17 protein-coding genes are annotated in these 19,095 nt (G+C 67.5%); 8 read left to right on the top strand and 9 right to left on the bottom strand.

What is annotated here, in order from left to right:
* Nucleotides 1–55 precede the first annotated feature (55 nt).
* The gene (locus D3261_RS08555) at nucleotides 56–1,318 is read left to right on the top strand and encodes an MgtC/SapB family protein (protein WP_120071411.1); all 1,263 of its coding nucleotides are present in this window, start codon (nucleotides 56–58) and stop codon (nucleotides 1,316–1,318) included.
* Here D3261_RS08555 and D3261_RS08560 read toward each other — a convergent pair.
* From D3261_RS08560 to D3261_RS20850, 3 genes are all read right to left on the bottom strand, one after another.
* Nucleotides 1,313–2,308: a metallophosphoesterase gene (locus tag D3261_RS08560; RefSeq protein ID WP_120071413.1), complete on the bottom strand. Its 996-nt coding sequence runs from the start codon at nucleotides 2,306–2,308 to the stop codon at nucleotides 1,313–1,315. The two genes, D3261_RS08555 and D3261_RS08560, sit on opposite strands and share 6 nt — an antisense overlap.
* Nucleotides 2,309–2,456: 148 nt before the next feature.
* Entirely contained in the window at nucleotides 2,457–3,236 is a 780-nt protein-coding gene (locus D3261_RS08565; RefSeq protein ID WP_120071414.1) for an SDR family oxidoreductase, read from the bottom strand.
* Between the two features lie 150 nt (nucleotides 3,237–3,386).
* Complete coding sequence (locus tag D3261_RS20850; RefSeq protein WP_255409212.1) at nucleotides 3,387–3,512, bottom strand: hypothetical protein; 126 nt, start codon at nucleotides 3,510–3,512, stop codon at nucleotides 3,387–3,389.
* A 128-nt stretch (nucleotides 3,513–3,640) separates the two neighbouring features.
* Between D3261_RS20850 and D3261_RS08570 the strand changes: the two genes are divergently transcribed.
* The 5 genes from D3261_RS08570 (at nucleotide 3,641) to D3261_RS08590 (ending at nucleotide 9,540) form a co-directional block, all read left to right on the top strand.
* On the top strand, nucleotides 3,641–4,681 hold the full coding sequence (locus D3261_RS08570; RefSeq protein WP_120071416.1) for a zinc-binding dehydrogenase: 1,041 nt from the start codon (nucleotides 3,641–3,643) through the stop codon (nucleotides 4,679–4,681).
* 204 nt (nucleotides 4,682–4,885) lie between these two features.
* Nucleotides 4,886–6,289: an ABC transporter substrate-binding protein gene (locus D3261_RS08575; protein ID WP_120071418.1), complete on the top strand. Its 1,404-nt coding sequence runs from the start codon at nucleotides 4,886–4,888 to the stop codon at nucleotides 6,287–6,289.
* Nucleotides 6,290–6,308: 19 nt separating this feature from the next.
* Nucleotides 6,309–7,292: a carbohydrate ABC transporter permease gene (locus tag D3261_RS08580; RefSeq protein WP_120071474.1), complete on the top strand. Its 984-nt coding sequence runs from the start codon at nucleotides 6,309–6,311 to the stop codon at nucleotides 7,290–7,292.
* A 36-nt stretch (nucleotides 7,293–7,328) separates the two neighbouring features.
* A complete protein-coding gene (locus tag D3261_RS08585; RefSeq protein ID WP_120071420.1) occupies nucleotides 7,329–8,291 on the top strand; it encodes a carbohydrate ABC transporter permease in 963 nt (320 codons plus the stop codon).
* A gap of 61 nt (nucleotides 8,292–8,352) precedes the next feature.
* Nucleotides 8,353–9,540: an ABC transporter ATP-binding protein gene (locus D3261_RS08590; RefSeq protein WP_120071422.1), complete on the top strand. Its 1,188-nt coding sequence runs from the start codon at nucleotides 8,353–8,355 to the stop codon at nucleotides 9,538–9,540.
* A gap of 11 nt (nucleotides 9,541–9,551) precedes the next feature.
* Here the strand turns inward: D3261_RS08590 and D3261_RS08595 are convergent, their stop codons facing one another.
* On the bottom strand, nucleotides 9,552–10,802 hold the full coding sequence (locus D3261_RS08595) for a glycosyltransferase family 4 protein (RefSeq protein WP_199693962.1): 1,251 nt from the start codon (nucleotides 10,800–10,802) through the stop codon (nucleotides 9,552–9,554).
* A gap of 131 nt (nucleotides 10,803–10,933) precedes the next feature.
* Here D3261_RS08595 and D3261_RS08600 point away from each other — a divergent pair, with 131 nt between their 5' ends.
* A complete protein-coding gene (locus D3261_RS08600) occupies nucleotides 10,934–11,863 on the top strand; it encodes a glycosyltransferase family 2 protein (protein WP_120071425.1) in 930 nt (309 codons plus the stop codon).
* Nucleotides 11,864–11,878: 15 nt separating this feature from the next.
* Here the strand turns inward: D3261_RS08600 and D3261_RS08605 are convergent, their stop codons facing one another.
* Together D3261_RS08605 and D3261_RS08610 are read right to left on the bottom strand one after the other, a co-directional pair.
* On the bottom strand, nucleotides 11,879–12,379 hold the full coding sequence (locus D3261_RS08605) for a cupin domain-containing protein (protein ID WP_120071427.1): 501 nt from the start codon (nucleotides 12,377–12,379) through the stop codon (nucleotides 11,879–11,881).
* Nucleotides 12,380–12,437: 58 nt separating this feature from the next.
* Nucleotides 12,438–13,334, bottom strand: a complete 897-nt coding sequence (locus tag D3261_RS08610; protein ID WP_120071429.1) for a glycosyltransferase family 2 protein — start codon at nucleotides 13,332–13,334, stop codon at nucleotides 12,438–12,440.
* 52 nt (nucleotides 13,335–13,386) lie between these two features.
* Between D3261_RS08610 and D3261_RS08615 the strand changes: the two genes are divergently transcribed.
* Nucleotides 13,387–15,174 (top strand): class I SAM-dependent methyltransferase, encoded by a 1,788-nt coding sequence (locus tag D3261_RS08615; protein ID WP_120071431.1) that lies wholly within the window; start codon nucleotides 13,387–13,389, stop codon nucleotides 15,172–15,174.
* Here the strand turns inward: D3261_RS08615 and D3261_RS08620 are convergent.
* Genes D3261_RS08620 through D3261_RS08630 form a run of 3 tightly spaced genes read right to left on the bottom strand, consistent with a single transcriptional unit; the run spans nucleotide 15,093 to nucleotide 19,069 of the window.
* A complete protein-coding gene (locus tag D3261_RS08620) occupies nucleotides 15,093–16,352 on the bottom strand; it encodes a glycosyltransferase family 4 protein (RefSeq protein WP_120071433.1) in 1,260 nt (419 codons plus the stop codon). The genes D3261_RS08615 and D3261_RS08620 overlap by 82 nt on opposite strands.
* Nucleotides 16,353–16,388: 36 nt before the next feature.
* Nucleotides 16,389–17,492, bottom strand: coding sequence for a glycosyltransferase family 4 protein (locus D3261_RS08625; RefSeq protein ID WP_120071435.1), 1,104 nt, complete (start codon nucleotides 17,490–17,492; stop codon nucleotides 16,389–16,391).
* Complete coding sequence (locus D3261_RS08630; protein WP_120071437.1) at nucleotides 17,489–19,069, bottom strand: alkaline phosphatase family protein; 1,581 nt, start codon at nucleotides 19,067–19,069, stop codon at nucleotides 17,489–17,491. The genes D3261_RS08625 and D3261_RS08630 overlap by 4 nt, the downstream gene beginning before the upstream one ends.
* Nucleotides 19,070–19,095 lie beyond the last annotated feature (26 nt).

Consider the following 19,095-nt stretch of genomic DNA (forward strand, 5'->3'; position numbering starts at 1 on the left):
GACGACGGAGCGTCGACGGAGGTTTATATCCCACCGAGGTTCGATCACACCAACAGTGACTCCCGTCGCGCAGTTCGCGGTCCCACTCTCGAACCCCGTCGCGCATCTCGTCCTCGCGGCGGCGCTCGGGCTCTTCCTCGGGCTCGAACGCGAGTGGTCGGACAAACCCGCGGGCATCCGGACGTTCTCGCTGATCAGCCTCCTCGGGGCGGTCTTCACCATCCTCGACTACCCCGCGCTCGTCGCGGTCGGCGGGCTGCTGGTCATCGTTCTGGGAACCGTGCTCGCCATCAGGGGACTGCGTGACGTGGATTTCGGGCTCTCGCTCACCACCTCGGTCTCGATGCTGGTGGCCTACGGTGTCGGCGCGCTGGTCGCCGCGGGCTACGTCATCGAGGGCGTGACGGTCGCGGTGGTTTCGTCGTTGCTCCTCGTCCTCAAACGCGAACTCCACAGCTTCGCCGGCGGGCTCTCGCGGGCGGAGCTCCGCTCGACCACCGAGTTCGCGATCCTCGCGTTCGTGGTCTACCCGCTGCTCCCCGGTGGCGACGTCACCCTCGGGTCGGGCCCGCTCGCGGTCGAGATCGAACCCCGGGTGGTCTGGCTGATGGTGGTCGCGGTCGCCGCCATCGGCATCGTGAACTACGCCATCGTGAAGAACTACGGGGGGCGGGGCATCGCCGTCACGGGGTTCTTCGGTGGGCTCGCCTCCTCGACCGCCGTCGTGGGGTCGATGCTCGACGCGGTTCGCCAGCGCCCCTCGGCGGCCTCCTACGCCGTCGCCGCCGTGTTGCTCGCCGACGCCGCGATGGCGCTCCGGAACCTCGCCATCGTGCTCGCGTTCACCTTCCCGACGGTGCTCGTCGGCGCGCTGATCCCACTGGTCGTCATCGTGGTCGGGAGCGTCGTGGTCGCCGCGCTCACCGCCGACTGGAGCGAGTCCGTCGAGATGGACCTCGATAGCCCGTTCTCCCTCCGGAACGCACTCGCCTTCGGCGTGATGTTCGCGGTGGTGGTGGTCGCGGGCGGGATCGCCCAATCGGAGTTCGGCCGGATCGGTTTCTACGTCACCGCCGTCCTCTCGGGCGTGGTTTCGAGCGCCGGCGCGACCGCCTCGACCGTGTCGCTCTATCGTACCGGCAGCCTCGGCTACGAGGCCGCGGTGATCGCCGTCCTGCTCGCGACGGCGTCGAGCGTGCTGGTCAAGGTCGCCCTCACGATCGCCAGCCCGAACCGGCGGTTCGCCACCCGGGTCGCGGTCTGGAGCGGGGTGCTGCTCGCGGCCGCGCTCGTCGCGGCGGTCCTCGTGACGCTATAACCCGCGGGACGGTGAGCGGGCCGGCGCACCCGGTGGATCCCGGGGGCGGAGCGCTGTGCCATCGTCGGATTCGTCGACCTGTGGGAAGCCCCGGAAGTAGCCGTCCTCCGCCGCGGCGACGAACGCCGCCCCACGGCCCTGGTCGCCGACGTGACGGTAAGCCTCTTCGAGCCCTCGCCGGCCGACGAGCGGCAACAACGAGACCGTCGTTCCGCGGGGTTCGACGTGGACGAGCAGCGCGGCGGGCGGGAACGAACACGCCGCCGGCGCGATGGCCTGGCGAACCCCTCCAACCCGGTCGACCGCCGGCCAGTGGACGTGCCCCGAGAGCACGAGGCCGACGTCGTGGTCGGCCAGAACCTCGACGAGCGCGTCGGCGTTTCGGAGCCGGTAGTGCGAACTCGGTGCGAGCGCGTCGACGCGTTCGGCCACCCGTCCCACGGGATGGTGACAGACCACGACCGGCGTCTCGCAGCCGTCGAGCACCGAATCGAGCCACGCCAGCTGGTCCGCCGAGACCGCGCCCTCGTGGGTCTCGAACAGCGACTCGTCGGTGGCCGTGTCGATCCCCACGAGGTCGACCCCGCCGACGCCGATGACGTACGGCAACGTGCCCACGCCGTACCGCTTCGCGAACCGTTCGACCGGCGGCGTCTCGTGGTCGTCCATCGCCTTCGGGACGTCGTGGTTGCCGGGAACCGCGACGAACGGGGCGTCGAGGTCGTCGAGGATCGAGTCCACCCGGTCGAACTCCGCGGGCGCGCCGTCCTTCGTGAGGTCGCCGGTCGAGACGACCGCGTCCACGCCGAGCCGGTTGGCGCTCGCGACCGCGCCCCGAAGGCGGGCCTCGGTTCGGTGGAAGACCTTCCAGGTCCCCTCGGCCACGGGGGTGACGTGCGGGTCGGCGACGACGGCGAGCGTGGTCGACCGGGCGGTCGGGCGCGCGAATCGTGCGAGCACCAGCCCCTCGCCACGTACTGCGTCGTGCATTGGATGGGTGATCCGTCGTGGGCCTCGGAATACGCGTTCCGTCCGGAATCTCGGGTCGGCTCCCGAGAGAGGGGTTCGCACACGGGGAGCTATCCGTGAACGAACGACGAACGAAGGAGTGGAAGCGTAGCTCGACGGAGGCGGTCGATTAGGCGGTGTTCGTCAGACCGCCGTCGATGAGGATCGATTCGGCGGTGACGAAGCTCGAGAGCTCGCTCGCGAGGAACACGGCGACGTTGCCGACGTCCTCCGGAACGCCGAGCCGGCGGAGCGGGGTCTCCGCGGTCATCTGGTCGCCCTGTTCGGTGCCGATCGTCGGCATGTCCTCCTTCGTCATCGCCGTCTCGATCGCGCCGGGGTGGACCGAGTTGACGCGGATGCCGTACTCGCCGAGGTCCGCGGCGGCGGCGTAGGAGAAGAGCCGAACGCCACCCTTCGCGGTCGAGTAGGGTGTGATCATCGGGTTGCCCTCGAACCCGGCCGTGCTCGACATGTTGATGATCGAGCCGCCCGACTCGCGGTCGATCATCTCCTTCGCCGCGGCCTGGGTGCCGAAGTAGACCCCGTCGAGGTTGATGTCCATGAGCTGGCGGTACTCGTCGTACTCCACCTCGGTGATGAGTTTCTGTGGGCCGACGATCCCCGCGTTGTTGACCATCACGTCGATGCCGCCGAACTCGTCGGCGGCCCCGACCGCCTCGTGCAACGAATCGAGGTCGGTCACGTCGCACTGCACGAACGTCGCCCGTGCGTCCGTCTCGGCCTCGACCATCTCGTGGGTCGGCCGTCCATCGAGACGGTCCGACTCCTGGATGTCCGCGACGACGATGTCAGCACCCTCCTCGGCGAACCGGCGGGCGATGCCCCGGCCGTTGCCGCTGGCTGCACCCGTGATAACCGCTGTCTTACCGTTCAGTAAATCCGACATGCAAGTCTGAATTGGTGATAAGTACGTTTAAGGGTGGTGGTAGTTCGAATCTGTTGTTATGTTTCTATCCGGTCGCGCTTCGAACCAAGGGATCGCATCGCCGTCGAGAATTCGCCATCTCGATGGCCCACACACCGGTCGGATGGCGGGCTACAAGGTCGCGCCGACGCCGTCCTCGTTGAACAACACGCCACACTCCCCACAACGGCGCTGGTAGCCCGTCATCCAACTCAACTGGACGTTCTCGCTCGTCTTACAGATCGGACAGGATGTCATGGTGGGTTCCTCGTGCGCACGTGGAGCGTGGCTCCCGACCGTCCTTGCTGTGGCGTCCGTACACTCCCCATGACACAGTAACACACGCCACCGAAACCACTACCCCACGTCGAACCCAACGGCGCGCCATGCAGGCAGTCCAGTTCACGGAACACGGCGACCGCGACGTCATCGAGTACGGCGAGTTCCCGGACCCCGACCCCGGGCCGGACGAAGCGGTCATCGAGGTGAAGGCGGGCGCGCTGAACCACCTCGACGTCTTCACCCGCCGCGGGCTGCCGGGCGTCGACTTGGAGATGCCACACATCCCGGGAAGCGACGCGGCCGGGGTCGTCAGGGAGGTCGGCGAGAGCGTCACCCGCGTCGACCCCGGCGATAGAGTGGCCGTGACGGCGGGGGTCTCCTGTGGCGAGTGCGAGTTCTGCCGCCACGGCGAGCACTCGTTGTGTGAGTCCTACCACATCATCGGCGAGCACGTCCGCGGGGTACACGCCGAGTACGCCGCCGTGCCCGCCGCGAACCTCGTCCCGATACCGGACCACGTCGACTGGGAGACCGCCGCGGCCTCGCCGCTGGTCTTCCAGACCGCGTGGCGAATGCTGATGAGCCGCGCCGAGATCGAGGCCGGCGAATCGATCCTCGTGCTCGGGGCATCGGGCGGCGTCGGTCAGGCCGCGGTGCAGATCGCCGACTACGCGGGTGCAGAGGTTTACGCCACCGCGAGCACCGACGAGAAGTTGGAGTACGCGAAGGAGTGCGGGGCCGACCACGTCATCAACTACGCCGAGACCGACTTCGCGAGCGAGATGCGCGATATGACTGAGGGCCGCGGCGTCGACGTCGTGATCGACTACGTCGGGCCCGAGACCTGGGACGACTCCACGAAGTGTCTCGCCAAAGGTGGGCGGCTCGTGACCTGCGGGGCGACCACCGGTCCCATCGCCGAGACCAACATCAACCGGGTGTTCTGGAAGCAGATCGACATCCTGGGCTCGACGATGGCCACGCTGGGCGAGGTCGACGACGTGCTCTCGCTGGTCTGGGACGGCACGTTCGAGCCACGTATTCGAGAAACCCTGCCGATGAGCGAGGCCGCGCGTGCCCACGAACTCCTCGAAGAGCGCGAGGGATTCGGGAAGGTGGTCGTGGTTCCCGACAGCGAACGATAGCGCCTCGTTCGTATCGGTTCGTTCGGACGGGTAGCACTCCATAGCGCCCGGTGCCGGCAGCCGAACAGCGTCGAGAATTGTTCACCGTGCTCATAGAGATAATAATTACACTGCCCCGCGAGCTTTGATATCACAGTCCCTCATCCGAGGAAAAATATGATCACGAAAGACATTTAGGACGTACTTTCAAATAGGAGATGAATCATGGCAGACTCTGACTATTCGCGACGGACGTATCTGAAGCGGGCAGCCGCAGCGAGCGTCGTCGGCATGGCGGGCGTCGCCGGCTGTACCGGTGGAAGCGACAACAGCGGAAGCGGTAACGGGAGCAACGGAAGCGGCGGGAGTGGGGGGAACAACGGCAGCGGCGGTAGCGGCGGGAACAACGGCAGCGGGAGCAGCGGCGGCAGCGGCGGTGGAACGCTGACCGTTCTTCACGGCTGGACCGGGGGTGACGGCAAGAAGGCCGTCAACAGCCTCATCAAGGCGTTCAAAGACGAACACCCCAACGTCAACACCGACTTCCAGGCGATCGGCGGCGGCGGGAACACCAACCTCGATACGACGATCTCGAACCGGGCACAGAACGAGAACCTCCCGAGTTCCTGGGCGGACTGGCCCGGCAAGAACCTCATCCAGTTCACCGAGGCGGGCCTGTTGGGGGACATCGGGAGTGACGTCTGGACCCAGGACCTCCGACAGAACTTCTCGTCGGAGGCCAAGACCTACTCCCAGGTCGGCGAGGACCCCGATTCGATCGGTGACGGTCCCTACGTGGCGGTCCCGCTCGGCACCCACCGGATGAACGACCTCTTCTACAACGTCTCGGTGGTCGAGGAGGCCGGGGTCGACCCGAGTTCGTTCTCGAAACCACAGGACCTCATCCCGGCGTTCAAGAAGATCCAGAACAACACCGACGCCGTGCCGTTCGCGAAGGGCCTTCAGGCTCCCTTCACCACCCTCCAGCTCTGGGAGGTCGTGATGCAGGGGCAGGCGGGCTACCAGCCGTTCATGGACTACGTCAACGGCGAGGGCGATGAGAGCGCGGTTCGCTCCGCCCTCGAGACGGTCCAGCAGTACTACAACTACATCAACGACGACGCCTCCTCGATCAGCTTCACCGAGGCGAACGAGCTCGTCATGAGCGGCGACGCCGCCTTCATGCACAACGGCAACTGGGTGGCCGGAGCCTACCGGAACAAACAGAACTTCAACTACGGTGACGACTGGGACAACGTCTCCTTCCCGGGTACCGACAACATGTACGGGATGCACCTCGATTCGTTCCCGTTCCCGGCCGGTGGCTCCGACGTCGCCAAGACGTGGCTCTCGTTCGTGGGCACCAACAAGGCCCAGGTCGCGTTCAACCAGTACAAGGGCTCGATCCCGCCACGGACGGACGCCCCCACCGACCAGTTCGACGAGTACCTCACCGAGACGATCGAGGACTACGGCAACGTCGAGAACAAGCCCCCGACGATCGCCCACGGGCTGGCGGTCACCCCCGACGTCCACAGCGACATCGACGGCGTGATCACCAACGACTTCCTCGGTTCCGGCGACCTCGACAGCTCGACCCAGGGGATGCTCGACGCCGTCTCGAACTGACGTGTCTCGACTCAACGACATGATCGAGGCCGCTCGCCACCGCAGCGAACGGTGGCGCGGCGACGACGTCGTCACCGACGGCGGGACCGTCGAGCGGTCGTCGAGCGGGTTCGGCGGCTGGCTCCGGTCGCGAGGTCGCAGCGACTTCCTCGGATCGTTGCCGTTCTGGCTCCCGCCCTTCCTACTGATGGGGCTGTTCGTCTACGGCGCGATCGCCTGGAACTTCCTGATCTCGCTGACCGACGCCGAGGGCTACGGCGACCCCGAGTACGCGGTCTTGAACCTCCAGCAGTACGCCGAGCTGATTCAGGACCCCGCCTTCATCGACGCCACCCGAAACACCGTCGTGTTGCTGGTCGGCTTTACCACCATCAGCGTGGCGGTCGGGTTGGTGCTCGCCATCCTGCTCGACCGAGCGTGGCGCTTTCGCGACGGCTTCCGGACGCTCTACCTGTTGCCGTTCAGCCTCTCGTTCGTCGTAACCGCCCAGCTCTGGCTCTGGATGTACAACATCGACAACGGGATAATCAACTCGATCCTCGGGGTGGTCGGACTCCGGCCCGACTGGATCGGCACCCCACAACTGGTGCTCGGCGCGGTGATATTCGCGATGATCTGGCAGTTCAGCGGCTACGCCATGGTCGTCTTCCTCGCAGGACTCCAGACGATCCCCGACGAACACTTCGAAGCGGCCAGAATCGACGGCGCGAGCAGTCTCAAGATGTACTGGCGCGTGATCATCCCCCAGCTTCGGGGTTCACTGATCAGTGCGCTCGTGGTCCTGATGATCGCGGCGCTGAAGGCGTTCGACTTCCTCTATGCCCTGTTCGGCAACTATCGGCCCGCCGCGGGGGCCGACATCCTCGCGACCCTGATGGTTCGCGAGGCGTACTCAAGTCAGAACTGGGCGTACGGCTCGGCTGTCGCGATCGTGTTGTTCGCGCTCGCGCTCGTCGTGATCGCACCGTACCTCTACGGTCAGTACCGAAATGGTGAGCTATGACGTTTGATTCCACGATATCGCAGGTGAGGTGTATCGATGACTGACGATCAGGTGATGACCGACGGCGGCGTCGCCACCGCGGAGTCGGGCTCGAACGCGGATTCCAGCTCGGGCGGCTTCTTCGGCGACCTTGATGGGTGGCGGATCGCGCTCTACGCCGTACTCGCGGTGATTACGATCTACTTCCTCGTTCCGATCGAGGCGGGGATCGTGACCTCGTTCAAGACCACCGAATCGGTCGCGAACACCGCACCGTACCTCCCGCCGGGGGCTGACGGGTTCACGCTCGAGAACTGGCGCAACGCCATTGACCTGCTCGGCCCGAGCATGATCAACAGCGCGCTGTTGACCATCCCCGCGACGATCCTGTGTGCGGCGCTCGGGTCGATCGCGGCCTACGGCCTCACGCAGTTGAGCTGGCGCGGTCAGCTCCCGATCCTGATGTTGTTCGTGGCGGGCGTGTTCATCCCCTACCAAGCCGTCCTCGTACCGCTGTCGCAGTTCTGGTCGATGGTCGATTTGGAGAGTCTGCTCTCGCCACTGTGGGCGCTGCCGTTGCTCGAACCGTACCACGCCGACATCATCGAGCTGATCGTGACCCACGCGGCCTACGGCGTCCCGATCTGCACAGTCCTGTTTCGGGGGTACTACATGGGCCTCTCCAACGAGATGATAGAGGCCGCGCGGCTCGACGGCGCGAGCGTCTCCCGGATCTACCGGCGCGTGGTCATGCCGCTGTCGGGGCCGATGTTCGCCGTGGTGTTGATCTTCCAGTTCACCCAGATCTGGAACGACCTGCTGTTCGCACTGATCCTGATCGGCGGGGCGGGCGGGCCTTCCGCGCCTGTCACGCTCTCGCTTGTGGGTATCGGTGCGAGCATGGAGAGCATCAACTTCGGCCTCCGGATGGCCGGTGCGTTCCTCACCGCGCTCCCGACGCTGCTGGTGTTCATCGTCTTCGGCGACCAGTTCGCACAGGGCGTCGCGGGGCAAACATGACCGTGGAGACGACCACACACACAAGACGACCACCGATAAACGACCACCAAGGAGAACACAGATGGCGAAACTGACGCTCACGGACGTGACGAAGCGCTTCAACGACGGCGGCGACGACATCGTCGCGGTCGACGAGGCCTCGATAGACATCGACGACGGCGAGTTCATCGTCCTCGTCGGCCCCTCGGGGTGTGGGAAGAGTACCACCCTCCGGATGATCGCGGGGCTCGAATCGGTGACTGAGGGAACCATCAGCCTCGATGGCGCGGCCATCAACAACCGAAAGCCAGCGGACCGCGACATCGCGATGGTGTTCCAGTCCTACGCGCTCTACCCCCACATGACCGTGCGGGAGAACATGAGCTTCGGACTGGAGGAGTCGACCGACCTCCCGGACGACGAGATCAGGGAGCGCGTCGAGGACGCCGCCCACATGATGGGCATCGGCGACCTCCTCGACCGCAAACCCGGCGAACTTTCGGGCGGCCAGCAACAGCGCGTCGCGCTCGGGCGCGCGATCGTTCGCGACCCCTCGGTGTTCCTGATGGACGAGCCGCTTTCGAACCTCGACGCCAAACTCCGCGCCCAGATGCGGACCGAACTCCAGCGCATCCAAGAGGACCTCGGCGTGACGACCGTCTACGTCACCCACGACCAGACCGAGGCGATGACGATGGGCGACCGGGTCGCGATCCTGAACGACGGGAAGCTCCAGCAGGTCGCGACACCCCTCGAAGCCTACCACGAGCCCGCGAACCAGTTCGTGGCGAGCTTCGTCGGCGAGCCCTCGATGAACTTCTTCGAGACCGAGTTCCAGGACGACCGGCTCGTCCACGACAACTTCGAGTACCCGCTCACCGAGGACGTGCGGGAGAAACTCGGCGACACCGGCCACGTCACGCTCGGGATCCGCCCCGAGGACATCGAACTCGTCGACACGGTCGACGGCGACCACGACTTCCGAACCGTGGTGGACGTCGTCGAACCGGTCGGCAGCGGGAACAACGTCTACCTCGCGTTCGAGGGGACGGAGGGCGACACAACCGAACTCGACCTCGACGAATCCGACATCGAGGGCGAATCCCGAACCTTCGTGGCCACCATCGGCGGGCTTCGTCAGGTCGAGGCGGGCCAGCCCGCGATCGCACGGATCCCCGAGGAGGCGATCCACCTCTTCGATTCCGACACCGGGCAGGCGCTCCGGAATCGGAGCCTCGAAAACGCCGAACTCGTCGAACCGCAGGTCTAACCGCCGCAGCCCTATTCTTCCGCCGACGGTCGAAGCTCGTCGTAGACCGACCGGAGGTGTGCGCCGTCGCGTTCCCAGTTGTACTCGTGCTCGGTGGCCCGCCGTCCGTTCGCCCCGAGTTCGCGCGCGAGGTCGACATCGGTGAGGTCGACCAGCGCCTCGCCCATCGCCGGGCCGTCGCCGGCGGGGGCGACCAGCCCGCTCTCGGTTCGGGTGACGACCCGCGCGAGCGGCGCGACGTCGCTCACCAGCACCGGAACCCCCATCGCCATCGCCTGGAAGAGCTTGTGGGGCACCGTGGTTTCGGTGTGTGGCGTCGAGGCGTGGGGCACGACACAGACGTCGCTCGCGGCGACGTAGCCCGGGACGTCGGCGAACGGGACCCAACCGGTGAACCGAACCCGGTCGCGAACGCCGAGCGAGGCGGCGAGCGATTTCAGCCGCGCGACGTAGCGTGCGTTGCCCGTTCCGACGAGCAGGAGTTCGGCGTCGGATCCGGTCTCGACCAGCCGCGCGAACCCCTCGATCAGGCTGTCGAGCCCGCGGTGTTCGGTGAAGTTCCCGATGTAGGAGACCACGAACGACTCGTCCGCGTCGAACGGCAGGTCCGGGACGGCCGCGGTCTCGGGGTCGAAGACGTCGCGGTCGACGGTGTTCGAGACCACGTCGACCCGTTCGGGGTCCCCGCCGCAGTCCCTGAGGTAGTGGGCACGGGCCTCCTCGCAGACGGTGAGCAGCCGGTCGGCGTTCTCGACGGCGTGGCGCTCGGCGCGTTTCAGCCGCCACGGCGAGAGGAACACGCGCTGGAAGAGTGCCTCGTGGTCGCGGGCGATCTCGCGCCAGCCGCGCATCCGCTGGATCTGGCGGGCGGCCTCGGGGTAGTTCTCGTGGAGGTCCGCGACCACCGGCACGTCCAGGCGCTCGCCACAGACGAGGCCGGTCCGAACCAGCGGCAGGTCGTGGACGTGGATGGCGTCGATCGGGCGACCGGCGTCGACGGCCAGCACCGCCCGCTTCCAGGCCGGGTGGACCTGCGTGGAGACGTAGCGTACGCCGTCGAGCAGCCCCGACATCCCGTCGAACAGCCCGTTCGCGGGGAGGCGTTCGACGTCGATATCGTCGACGCGGTCGAAGGTCGGCTGGCTCGCGTCGCCACGACACAGCAGGGTGATCGAGTGGCCGGCGCGGGTCAGCGCGGCGGCTTCCTTCTCGACGCGGATATCGGGCGGAAACCGTTCCGGGAGGAGCATACAGATGTGCACGACTACCTCGACGGTCGCAGCATGGCGGGTTGTCGGCTCGTCACAGCGGGCGTTCTCGACCACCCGTCATGCGCTTTGTGATCCGCATCGCCCATGGCGTCACTTATCCGGGCCGATGGAGTGGGTCGGATATGACGCTCGTCTCCGCGATCCTCCCGACCTACAACCGTGCGGGCTACCTCGACGGCGCGATCGAGACGGTGCTGGAGCAGACCCACGAGGAGTGTGAGGTCGTGGTCGTCGACGACGGCTCGACCGATGGGACGAGGGAACGGCTCGCGGCCTACGCCGACGACGACCGGGTTCGGGTCCGCCACAACGAGTCGAACCGGGGGATCTCCGCGAGCATGAACCGCGCCGCCGAGGTCGCCGACGGCGAGTTCGTCTGCGTGCTCAACGACGACGACCGCTGGCACGAGACGAAGGTCGAGAAACAACTGGCACGGTTCGAGCGCGCGAGCGACCGCTGCGGGATCGTCTACACCGGCGGGGTCGTCCGCCAGGGCGACTCGGTGGTCAAGGTCTACGACCCCGAGCGCCGCGGGGATATCTACCCCGACGTGATCGCCCGCTTCGGCCTCCACCCCCATTCGAGCCACATGCTCCGGGCCGAGTGTTTCGATCTCGGAGGATTCGATCCGGACTTCCCTCGTGGGGTGGACTGGGACCACTGCATCCGACTTGCCAAAGAATACGAGTTCGAGTACGTCGACGAACGCCTCGTCGAGCGGATCTTTCATACGGATAATATCTCCCAACAGCCCACCCACGGCGTCGAGGTCAACCGACTGATCTGGGAGAAGTACCACGACGAGATCGAGAAGTATCCGGACGTCGAACGGCGGCTCCGCGAGAAGCAGTGCCGGGCACGCGCCCGCGTCGCGCTCTCGCGCGGCGAGCGCCGCCGCGCCATCGGGTTCGCCCGCCGGGCGCTCGGCTACGAGTTTTCGAGCGAGAGCGCCTTCATCATCCTCTTCGCGGTCCTGGGCCAGCGCGCGCTCGGGACCGCGCGGAAGGCACGCGACCTCGCCATGAACTGGCGGGCGTCCGCAGACGAGTGATTCGACGGGGATCGATTAGGTCTCTTCTTCGACCACGAGTTCGCCGCCGCAATCCGGACAGACGAGGTCGGTGCCCGTGTCCGGGATCCGCATATCACCGCGGCCACAGTCGGGACAGGCTATCTCGCCGAGGTCGGAGATCCGCGCGATCCGGATATCATCGGTTTCGCGTGGCGCACCGAGCGCGAGCGCCGTGACTCGGTCCCTCGAATCGTTCCGTCCGGACTGAAACTCGCCGGGTTCGAATCGGACCGCCTCGCCCGCGCTCACGGTTACCGCTCGACTCGTTCCGGCCCCGGACCGCCGCGTCTCGAAGGTGGCCGTGCCGTCGAGAACCACGAACACCTCCTCTTGGTCCATGTGGGCGTGGAGCGACTCGGCGAACCGCTCGCCCGGTTCGAGAACGTAGCGATTGACCGCGACGTCGGTCGTTTCGAGCACGTCCCCGATCCGCCGCCGGTCGACACCGGTTTCGGTACGTGAGGCCTCGACGTCCCGAATCGACGTTCGTTCCATGACTCGCGATTTCAAGGCACGGGCAAAAGGGTTCGTTGTGGCACGATAGCCCCGAAGCTCATCCGAGGAACGAGTAGACCCGTTGCATGGCGTCCATCCCCGGGCGGCCGAACAGCGACGCGCCCAGTGGGATCGCGGTTCGGACCGATGGTGCGTGATAGCACGCCAGCGCGAAGGCCTTGACCGTCGCCGCCGACCACTCCGCTTCTCGAAGTTCCGTCCGGCCCTCCAGTCGATAGGTGTTGGCGAGCGCGTTGGCGCGGACGGACGGCGGGGCGGCCCGATAGAGGTCGTCGTACTCCCGAATGATCTCCTTTCGGCCGCGGATGAGGCCCTCGGATTTCCCCCTGGAGCCCTCGATGACACCCCGACGAACTAACGAATCGTCCACGAACTCGAAGTCGTGCTCGCGCGCGAGGTCGATCATGAACCCGAGGTCGTCGCCGCCCGGCCGGTCGGGGAACGGGAGCACGCCGTCGAGCGCGTCCCGAGAAACGAGCATCGTCGAAGTCAGACACGGCGAGACGTCGAATTCGAGCGCGCGGTGGAGCACGTCGCCGCGGACGGCGGGGTCGGGGAGGATAGTAGTACCAGTCTCGTAGGTCATCCCACAGTAGGCCACACCCGCGCCCGTGCGTTCGAGGAGCGCGACCTGCTGGGCGAACTTCCCCGGCAACACGCGGTCGTCGTCGTCGAGGAACTGGACGTAGGCCCCCGAGGCGCGGTCCGCGCCGACGCTCCGAGCGGGGTTCGAGCCGAGGTTCTCGTCGAGCTCGACGGAGGTCACGTCGTGGGCTTCGACCACCTCCGCGGCGTGACCTTCGCCGGAATCGTCGACCACGATGGTCTCGGTGGGGTGGTCCTGGTCAGCGACGCTCTCGATGGCTCCCGAGAGCCGGTCGTTGCGGAAGTACGTGGGTATCACGACCGAAACCAGTCGGTCCGCGGCGGTCATATCGGGAGGAGCGAAGGAGTAGGTAAATGTGTGCCGGGAGAGCACCACGGCCATGCCCCGCGACGCCACCCTCCGGAAGTGGGTGTCACAGCCCCCGACCAGCCCGATCATGCAGTCCCTCCGCGACGAGGAGCGCCGGCGCGCGCTCGCCCGCCTCGACGGGGCGCGGGTGCTCGACCTCGCGAGCGAGGCACGCGTCACCGGCGGGATCGAGGCCGAGTCGGTCGCGCGCGTCGACTTCTCGCCCGCCGCGAGCGAGTACGCGAAGGAGGTCGTCGGCGACGTCGAGTTCCACACCGCGGACCCCGAGAACCCGGACCTCCCGTTCGAGGGCAACGCGTTCGACGCCGCGATATCGATCGGACCGTACGACTGGCGGTTTCTCGACGTCGAGGGCCTCACCGCCGAGGTCCACCGCGTGCTCCGTCCTGATGGGCGGTTCACCTTCTCGGTACCGACGCCGCGCTCGCCCTACGCCGTCAACGATTGGACGGAGAACCGCTACTACGAGCCCGCGGCTGCGCACTCGCTGGTCACACCCGACTGGCGGCTTTCGGCCACGGATTCGGTCTTTCAGTACCCCTACTACGTCCACATGGGACTCAATCGACTTCCCGAGGAGTATCAGGAGCCGTTCGTCGAGTTCGCGGAGCGGGCGAGCGACGAGCTCACCCGCCTCGATCGTCAGGACCTGGCCTCCTACCTCGTGCTCACCGCCGAACCGCTGGCCTACGACGACTACCTCGACGAGGGGCTCGAAAGCCTGTTCCGACCCGCCACCGAGAACGGCTTCTGGGACCCCGACGAGGGCAAGTTCGTTCGCGGGCTGGAGTACGACCTCGTCGGCGAGGGTGTTCGACCGGGCGACTTCGCGTGGTCGCGCGACGACGGCGTCCTCTGGCGCTACGCGCCGTTCGCGCTGATGGGCGCGCTCCAGTGGCGCACCTCGGCCATCGGCGACGAGCGCTACGACGAGCAGCTCCGGCGCGTGCTCGCGTACTTCGAGGGGAAGATCGGGGTCGCGCTCGACGAGATGCCGAGCTACGGTATCGGCCCCCTGACCTGCGCGTTCGCGCTCGCCGACGACGTCTTCGACGGGGACCGGCTCGCGGTCGCACGCGATCTCTTCGAACACGCTCGCGAGCGGTTTGACTTCTCGCACGCCGAGGACGGTCTGCTGGCCTACGGCTGGTCGTTTCTCGCCGAGCGCGATGACGACCCAACCGTACACGAGGCGCTCTCGGACGCGGTCTGGGAGCTGAACGACCGGCTCACCGGCCACGGGGTCTTCGTCTTCGAGAACCACACCACCCGCCGCCACCAGAACCAGATGTACGCCTGCTGGGGGCTCGCCCGCGCGGCCGACGTCGCCGGCCAGACGGGCTACGTCGAGAACGTCGGACGGGTGCTCGAACGCACAGTGAAAAAGCGGATGCGCCCGGACGGCGCGTTCATCTGGGAGGACGTGCCGGCCGCCCAGCGCGCCCGCCGGGCCGCCACCAAACGTCTCGGCTTCCGGCCGCCCCACTGGGATTTCCTCTACTCCTGTCACCAGACCTTCTTCGTCAACGCGGTCGCGGAGTACGCCGCGGCGGGCGGCGAGCGCGACTTCGACAGCGCGGTCGCCCGTGCGATGGCGTGGGTCTACGGCGAGAGCGCTCGGGGCGACCTCGTGGAGACGAGCGGTATCGGGGTTCCCCTTCGGTTCCTCACGACCGACGGCCGGCTCGATATCCCCGACCAGAACTACAAGGGCTCCTACGAGGTCGGCTCGTACGTGATGGCGCTCACGAACCTGCTCGCGGGGTCGCTCTCGGGTCGCGCCCGAACCCACTCGTAACCCCGCCGGAGCCGCGCCGCATCGATCGCCGGGTCGTAGGCGGTTCCGGCCGCGTGCCGACCGTTCGCCCCGAGTGCGGCCCGGGTTTCGGTGTCGGCGAGCGCGACGAGCGCATCGGCGAGCGGGCCCGTTCCGTCGTCGACGACGCGACCGGCCTCGGTCTCGGCGAGCACGCGTCGGACCGGGGCCGTGTCGGGCGCGACGACCGGCACGCCGACCGCCATCGCCTCGTAGAGCGCCGCCGGAACCGCGGTCTCGGGCCCGATCGGTGCCGACGGGAACACGCACGCGTCGCTCGCGGCGACGTAGTCGGTCGCGTCCCCCTCCGTCCGGAATCGGATCCGACCCCCGGCGAGACGCCGTCGGGCAAGGGTTTCGAGGTCGTCGAGCGTCTCTTCTCCAGGATCGCCGACGACCACCACGCGGAGCGAGACCGCCTCGTCCGCGGCGCGTGCCGCGGCCTCGACGAGGGTTTCGAGGCTGTCTTGTGACGAATCCTCCGCGAGCGCGGTGACGACGAACGCGTCTTCCTCGAATCCCAAGTCGTCTCGGACTTCGGATACGGTCGCGGGGTCGACCTCGCTCGGCGCGACGGTGTCCCGGGCCACCGACGACTTCCGGGGGTCGACGTCCCGCTCGCGAACGTACGCCGCACGGGCCTCCTCACAGGTCGTGACGAGCCAGTCAGCGTCGGTGAGTCGCTTCACGAGCCGACCGCGTCGCCACCGCGGCTGGAAGACACGGCGCGCGACCCCGCGAAGCCGCCCGCCGCGGGACGGGTCGCTGGCCACCGCGGCCGTCGGGCTGGGGAGGTCACAGACGGCGGGGACGTCGAACCGCTCGCCGAGCGCCAGCCCGGTCTTCACGAGCGAGAGGTCGAAGACACAGACGACGTCGATCTCCTCCTCGTCGTCCACCGCGCTCGCGGCGCGAATCCACGCGGGGTGGACGAATTGGAGCGCGTAGCGCACGCCGTCGAGCACCCCACGAGCGCCGGTGTAGAGCGAGTCGTCGGCGACCCGCTCGATGTCGATCCCGCCGCGGAGTTCGTGGTCCGGTTCGTCCACGCCGCGGGCGCAGACCGTCACGGCGTGGCCCGCCCGGTGGAGCGCCTCGGCGTGGCGTCGGACCCGGCCGTTCGGCGGGTAGCGACCCGCCGTGAGCAGACAGACGTGCATCGCTACGGACCTCCCCGCGTGCGGACGGTGTTCATGTCAGTCCTCACGCACCCGCTCGGCTTCGCTCTTGTGGTCGGCGGGGTCGGCGAGCAGCCGGTCGTAGATCCCGAGGAGGTCCTCGGTGACGGTCGCCCACTCGTAGCGCTCCTCGACGGTGGCGCGGTTCGTCCGTCCCATCGCGGCGGTCCGTTCGGGGTCGGCGATGAGCTCGGCGAGCGCGTCGGCGAGCGCGTCTGCGTCGCGCGGGGCGACCAGAACGCCGTTCTCCTCCCCGATCACCTCCGGGATCGCGCCCACGGTGGTCGAGACGATGGCGTTGCCCGCCGCCATGGCTTCGAGGATCGCGATCGGCAGCCCCTCGGCGTGGGAGGGCAGCACGAAGATCGACCCCGACCCGAGGAGCTCGTGCTTTCGTTCCTCCGGGACGAACCCGAAGTACTCGACGTTCGGGTTGGCCGCCGCGAGGCGTTCGGAGTGATGCGAGAGGGCACCCTTCCCCGCCAGCGACACCCGAAAGTCGAGGTCGCGGTCGGTGAGCTGGTCGATCGCGTTGGCGAGTTCGGCGATGCCCTTCCGGCGGAGCTGGTTCGATATCGCGACGATGTGTGGGCTGCCGCCGTCGAACGCCGGGACGTAGTTCTCGGAGTCGACGGCGTTCGCCAGCACCACGAGCTTGGCGGGGTCGGTGTGGGCCGCGAGGGTCTCGCGCCAGTACGCCGACAGCACGATTATCTCGTCGGCGGCGTCGTAGACTATCGACTGATACCACCGGACGAGCGGATTCTCGGTGGCAACGAAGGTGTCGAACGACGAGCCGTGGATGTGGAGCACCACCGGACAGCCCCAGACGTGTTTCGAGAACAGCACGTAGAAGCCCGCCCGGTAGAACGAGAACCGGTGCGAGGAGTGGACGTGGACGACGTCGGGCGGCGACCGGGCGGTGTAGCTCACCGCGTTCCAGACGATCCGGAGGAGCGAGCGGATGAACGCCAGCACCCCCGCCGTGTCGAACGCGCCGCTCCGGTGCGAGGAGATCCGGATCTCGCCCGCGAGGTGGCGACGCTGCTCCTTGATGTACTGGCCGATCCCGCCGGGACCGTGGCGGCCGACGACGAGGAGCCGGGTTTCGCGGTTCCTCATGCCACGTAACCGAGCCCGCGGAGTCGGTCCTCGACGTCACTGAAGTCGTCGTCGGTGCCCCGCTGTCCACCCGACTCCGTGTAGTTCGCCGTCGTGACGGCCCGTTCGGCGGTCGGCGAGCCCGGTGCGAACAGCTCGTCGAGCACCCGCCCGTCGGTGTCGGCGGGCACCGACTCGCCCATCGCGTGGAGCACCGTCGGCGCGACGTCGACCACGCTGGCGTTCTCGGGCGTGCTACCGGGTTCGACGTCCGGCCCGTCGGCGAAGAAGATACCGTCGGGGCGGTGGTCGGCGGCGTGAGCACCGGGATCCGAGAAGACCTCGGGCGCGAGCGAGGGCTTCACGTAGTAGCCCTCGCGGGGTTCGACCACGAGGTCGGGCGATTTCGGGTCGGTCGGGAAGAGGTCGTCGCCGTCGTGGACGTCGAGCACCTGCTCGCCGTCGTCGCCACGGAAGCTCGTGAGCACGTCGACCAGCTCGGCTTTGAGCGCGTCGACCTCGCTGGGTTCGACGACCCCCTGGTCGAAGCGCTCGGTGTCGTTGATGTAGAGGGTTCCCTGGGCGTGGACGAAGGCTTTGGTTCGGGTGTAGTCGACGTCGTAGCGGACGTTGTCGCCCGGGATGCCGGCCGCGAGCCGGTCGACGAGCGACCGCGGGAGCCGCTTCACGAGGTGGTCGGGGTCGATCCCGTGGTCGTCGAGGGTGCCGAGAACGCGCTCCTTGGTGAGCCCGACCCGAGAGAGCGTGCTCCGGCTCGCGGTGTCGGATTTCGGGGCGAGGTACCCCTCGTTCGCCAGCAACCGGTTGACGTGGACGTTCTTGTCGATCGGGCCGAAGCCGTGGTCCGAGACCACGAACAGCGTGAGGTCGTTTTCGCGGGCGTACTCCCGGGCGTCGCCGATGACCTCGTCGAGGAGTTTGTAGTGAGCGAGCAGGACGTCCTCCTCCCAGAGGAGGTGCTGGAGGCGGTCGGGGGCGGTGTAGACGAAGAAGAACAGCCGCCAGTCCTCGTCGAGCGCGTGGTTCATGTACGTCCGGCGGGCGTTCACCAGCGCTTCGAGCGCCGCGGGGAACTCGTCGGGTCGGTCCTTGTACTCGTTCCAGTCGAGCCCGATCTCGTAGTCGGGCGAGACCCGGTCGATCTCGTCGGCGATTTCCGGCGGATAGGTGAACCCCTCGTCGCGCGAGGGGGTCATCATCCCGGTCACCATCCGACCGTCGATCTCGCTCGCGGGGTAGGTCATCGGGACGTTGACCGCCGTGGACGGCGAGATCATCTCCCAGAGCGCGGGCCGGGAGACGTCGGCCCCGGTGTTGACCCGGTGGCGGTAGTTGGTGCCGAGCTTGTAGAAGGCGTAGATACCGTGTTTGTCGGGCCAGGTGCCGGTGGCGATAGAGGGCCACGCGAGCGCGGTGTTCGCGGGCTTAGTGCTCGCGAGCGGCCCGGCCGCGCCCGCCTCGAACAGCGCCGCGACGTTCGGAAGCTCGCCCGCCTCGGCCCATCCACGGAGGCGCTCGAACGGCACGCCATCGAACCCGAGAACGAGCGCGCGGTCGGGTGTGGTGCCGCCGGTCATGGCTGGATCACGATGCACTCACTCCT

This window comes from Halococcus sp. IIIV-5B, from assembly GCF_003602035.1.
GTDB lineage: Archaea > Halobacteriota > Halobacteria > Halobacteriales > Halococcaceae > Halococcus > Halococcus salsus.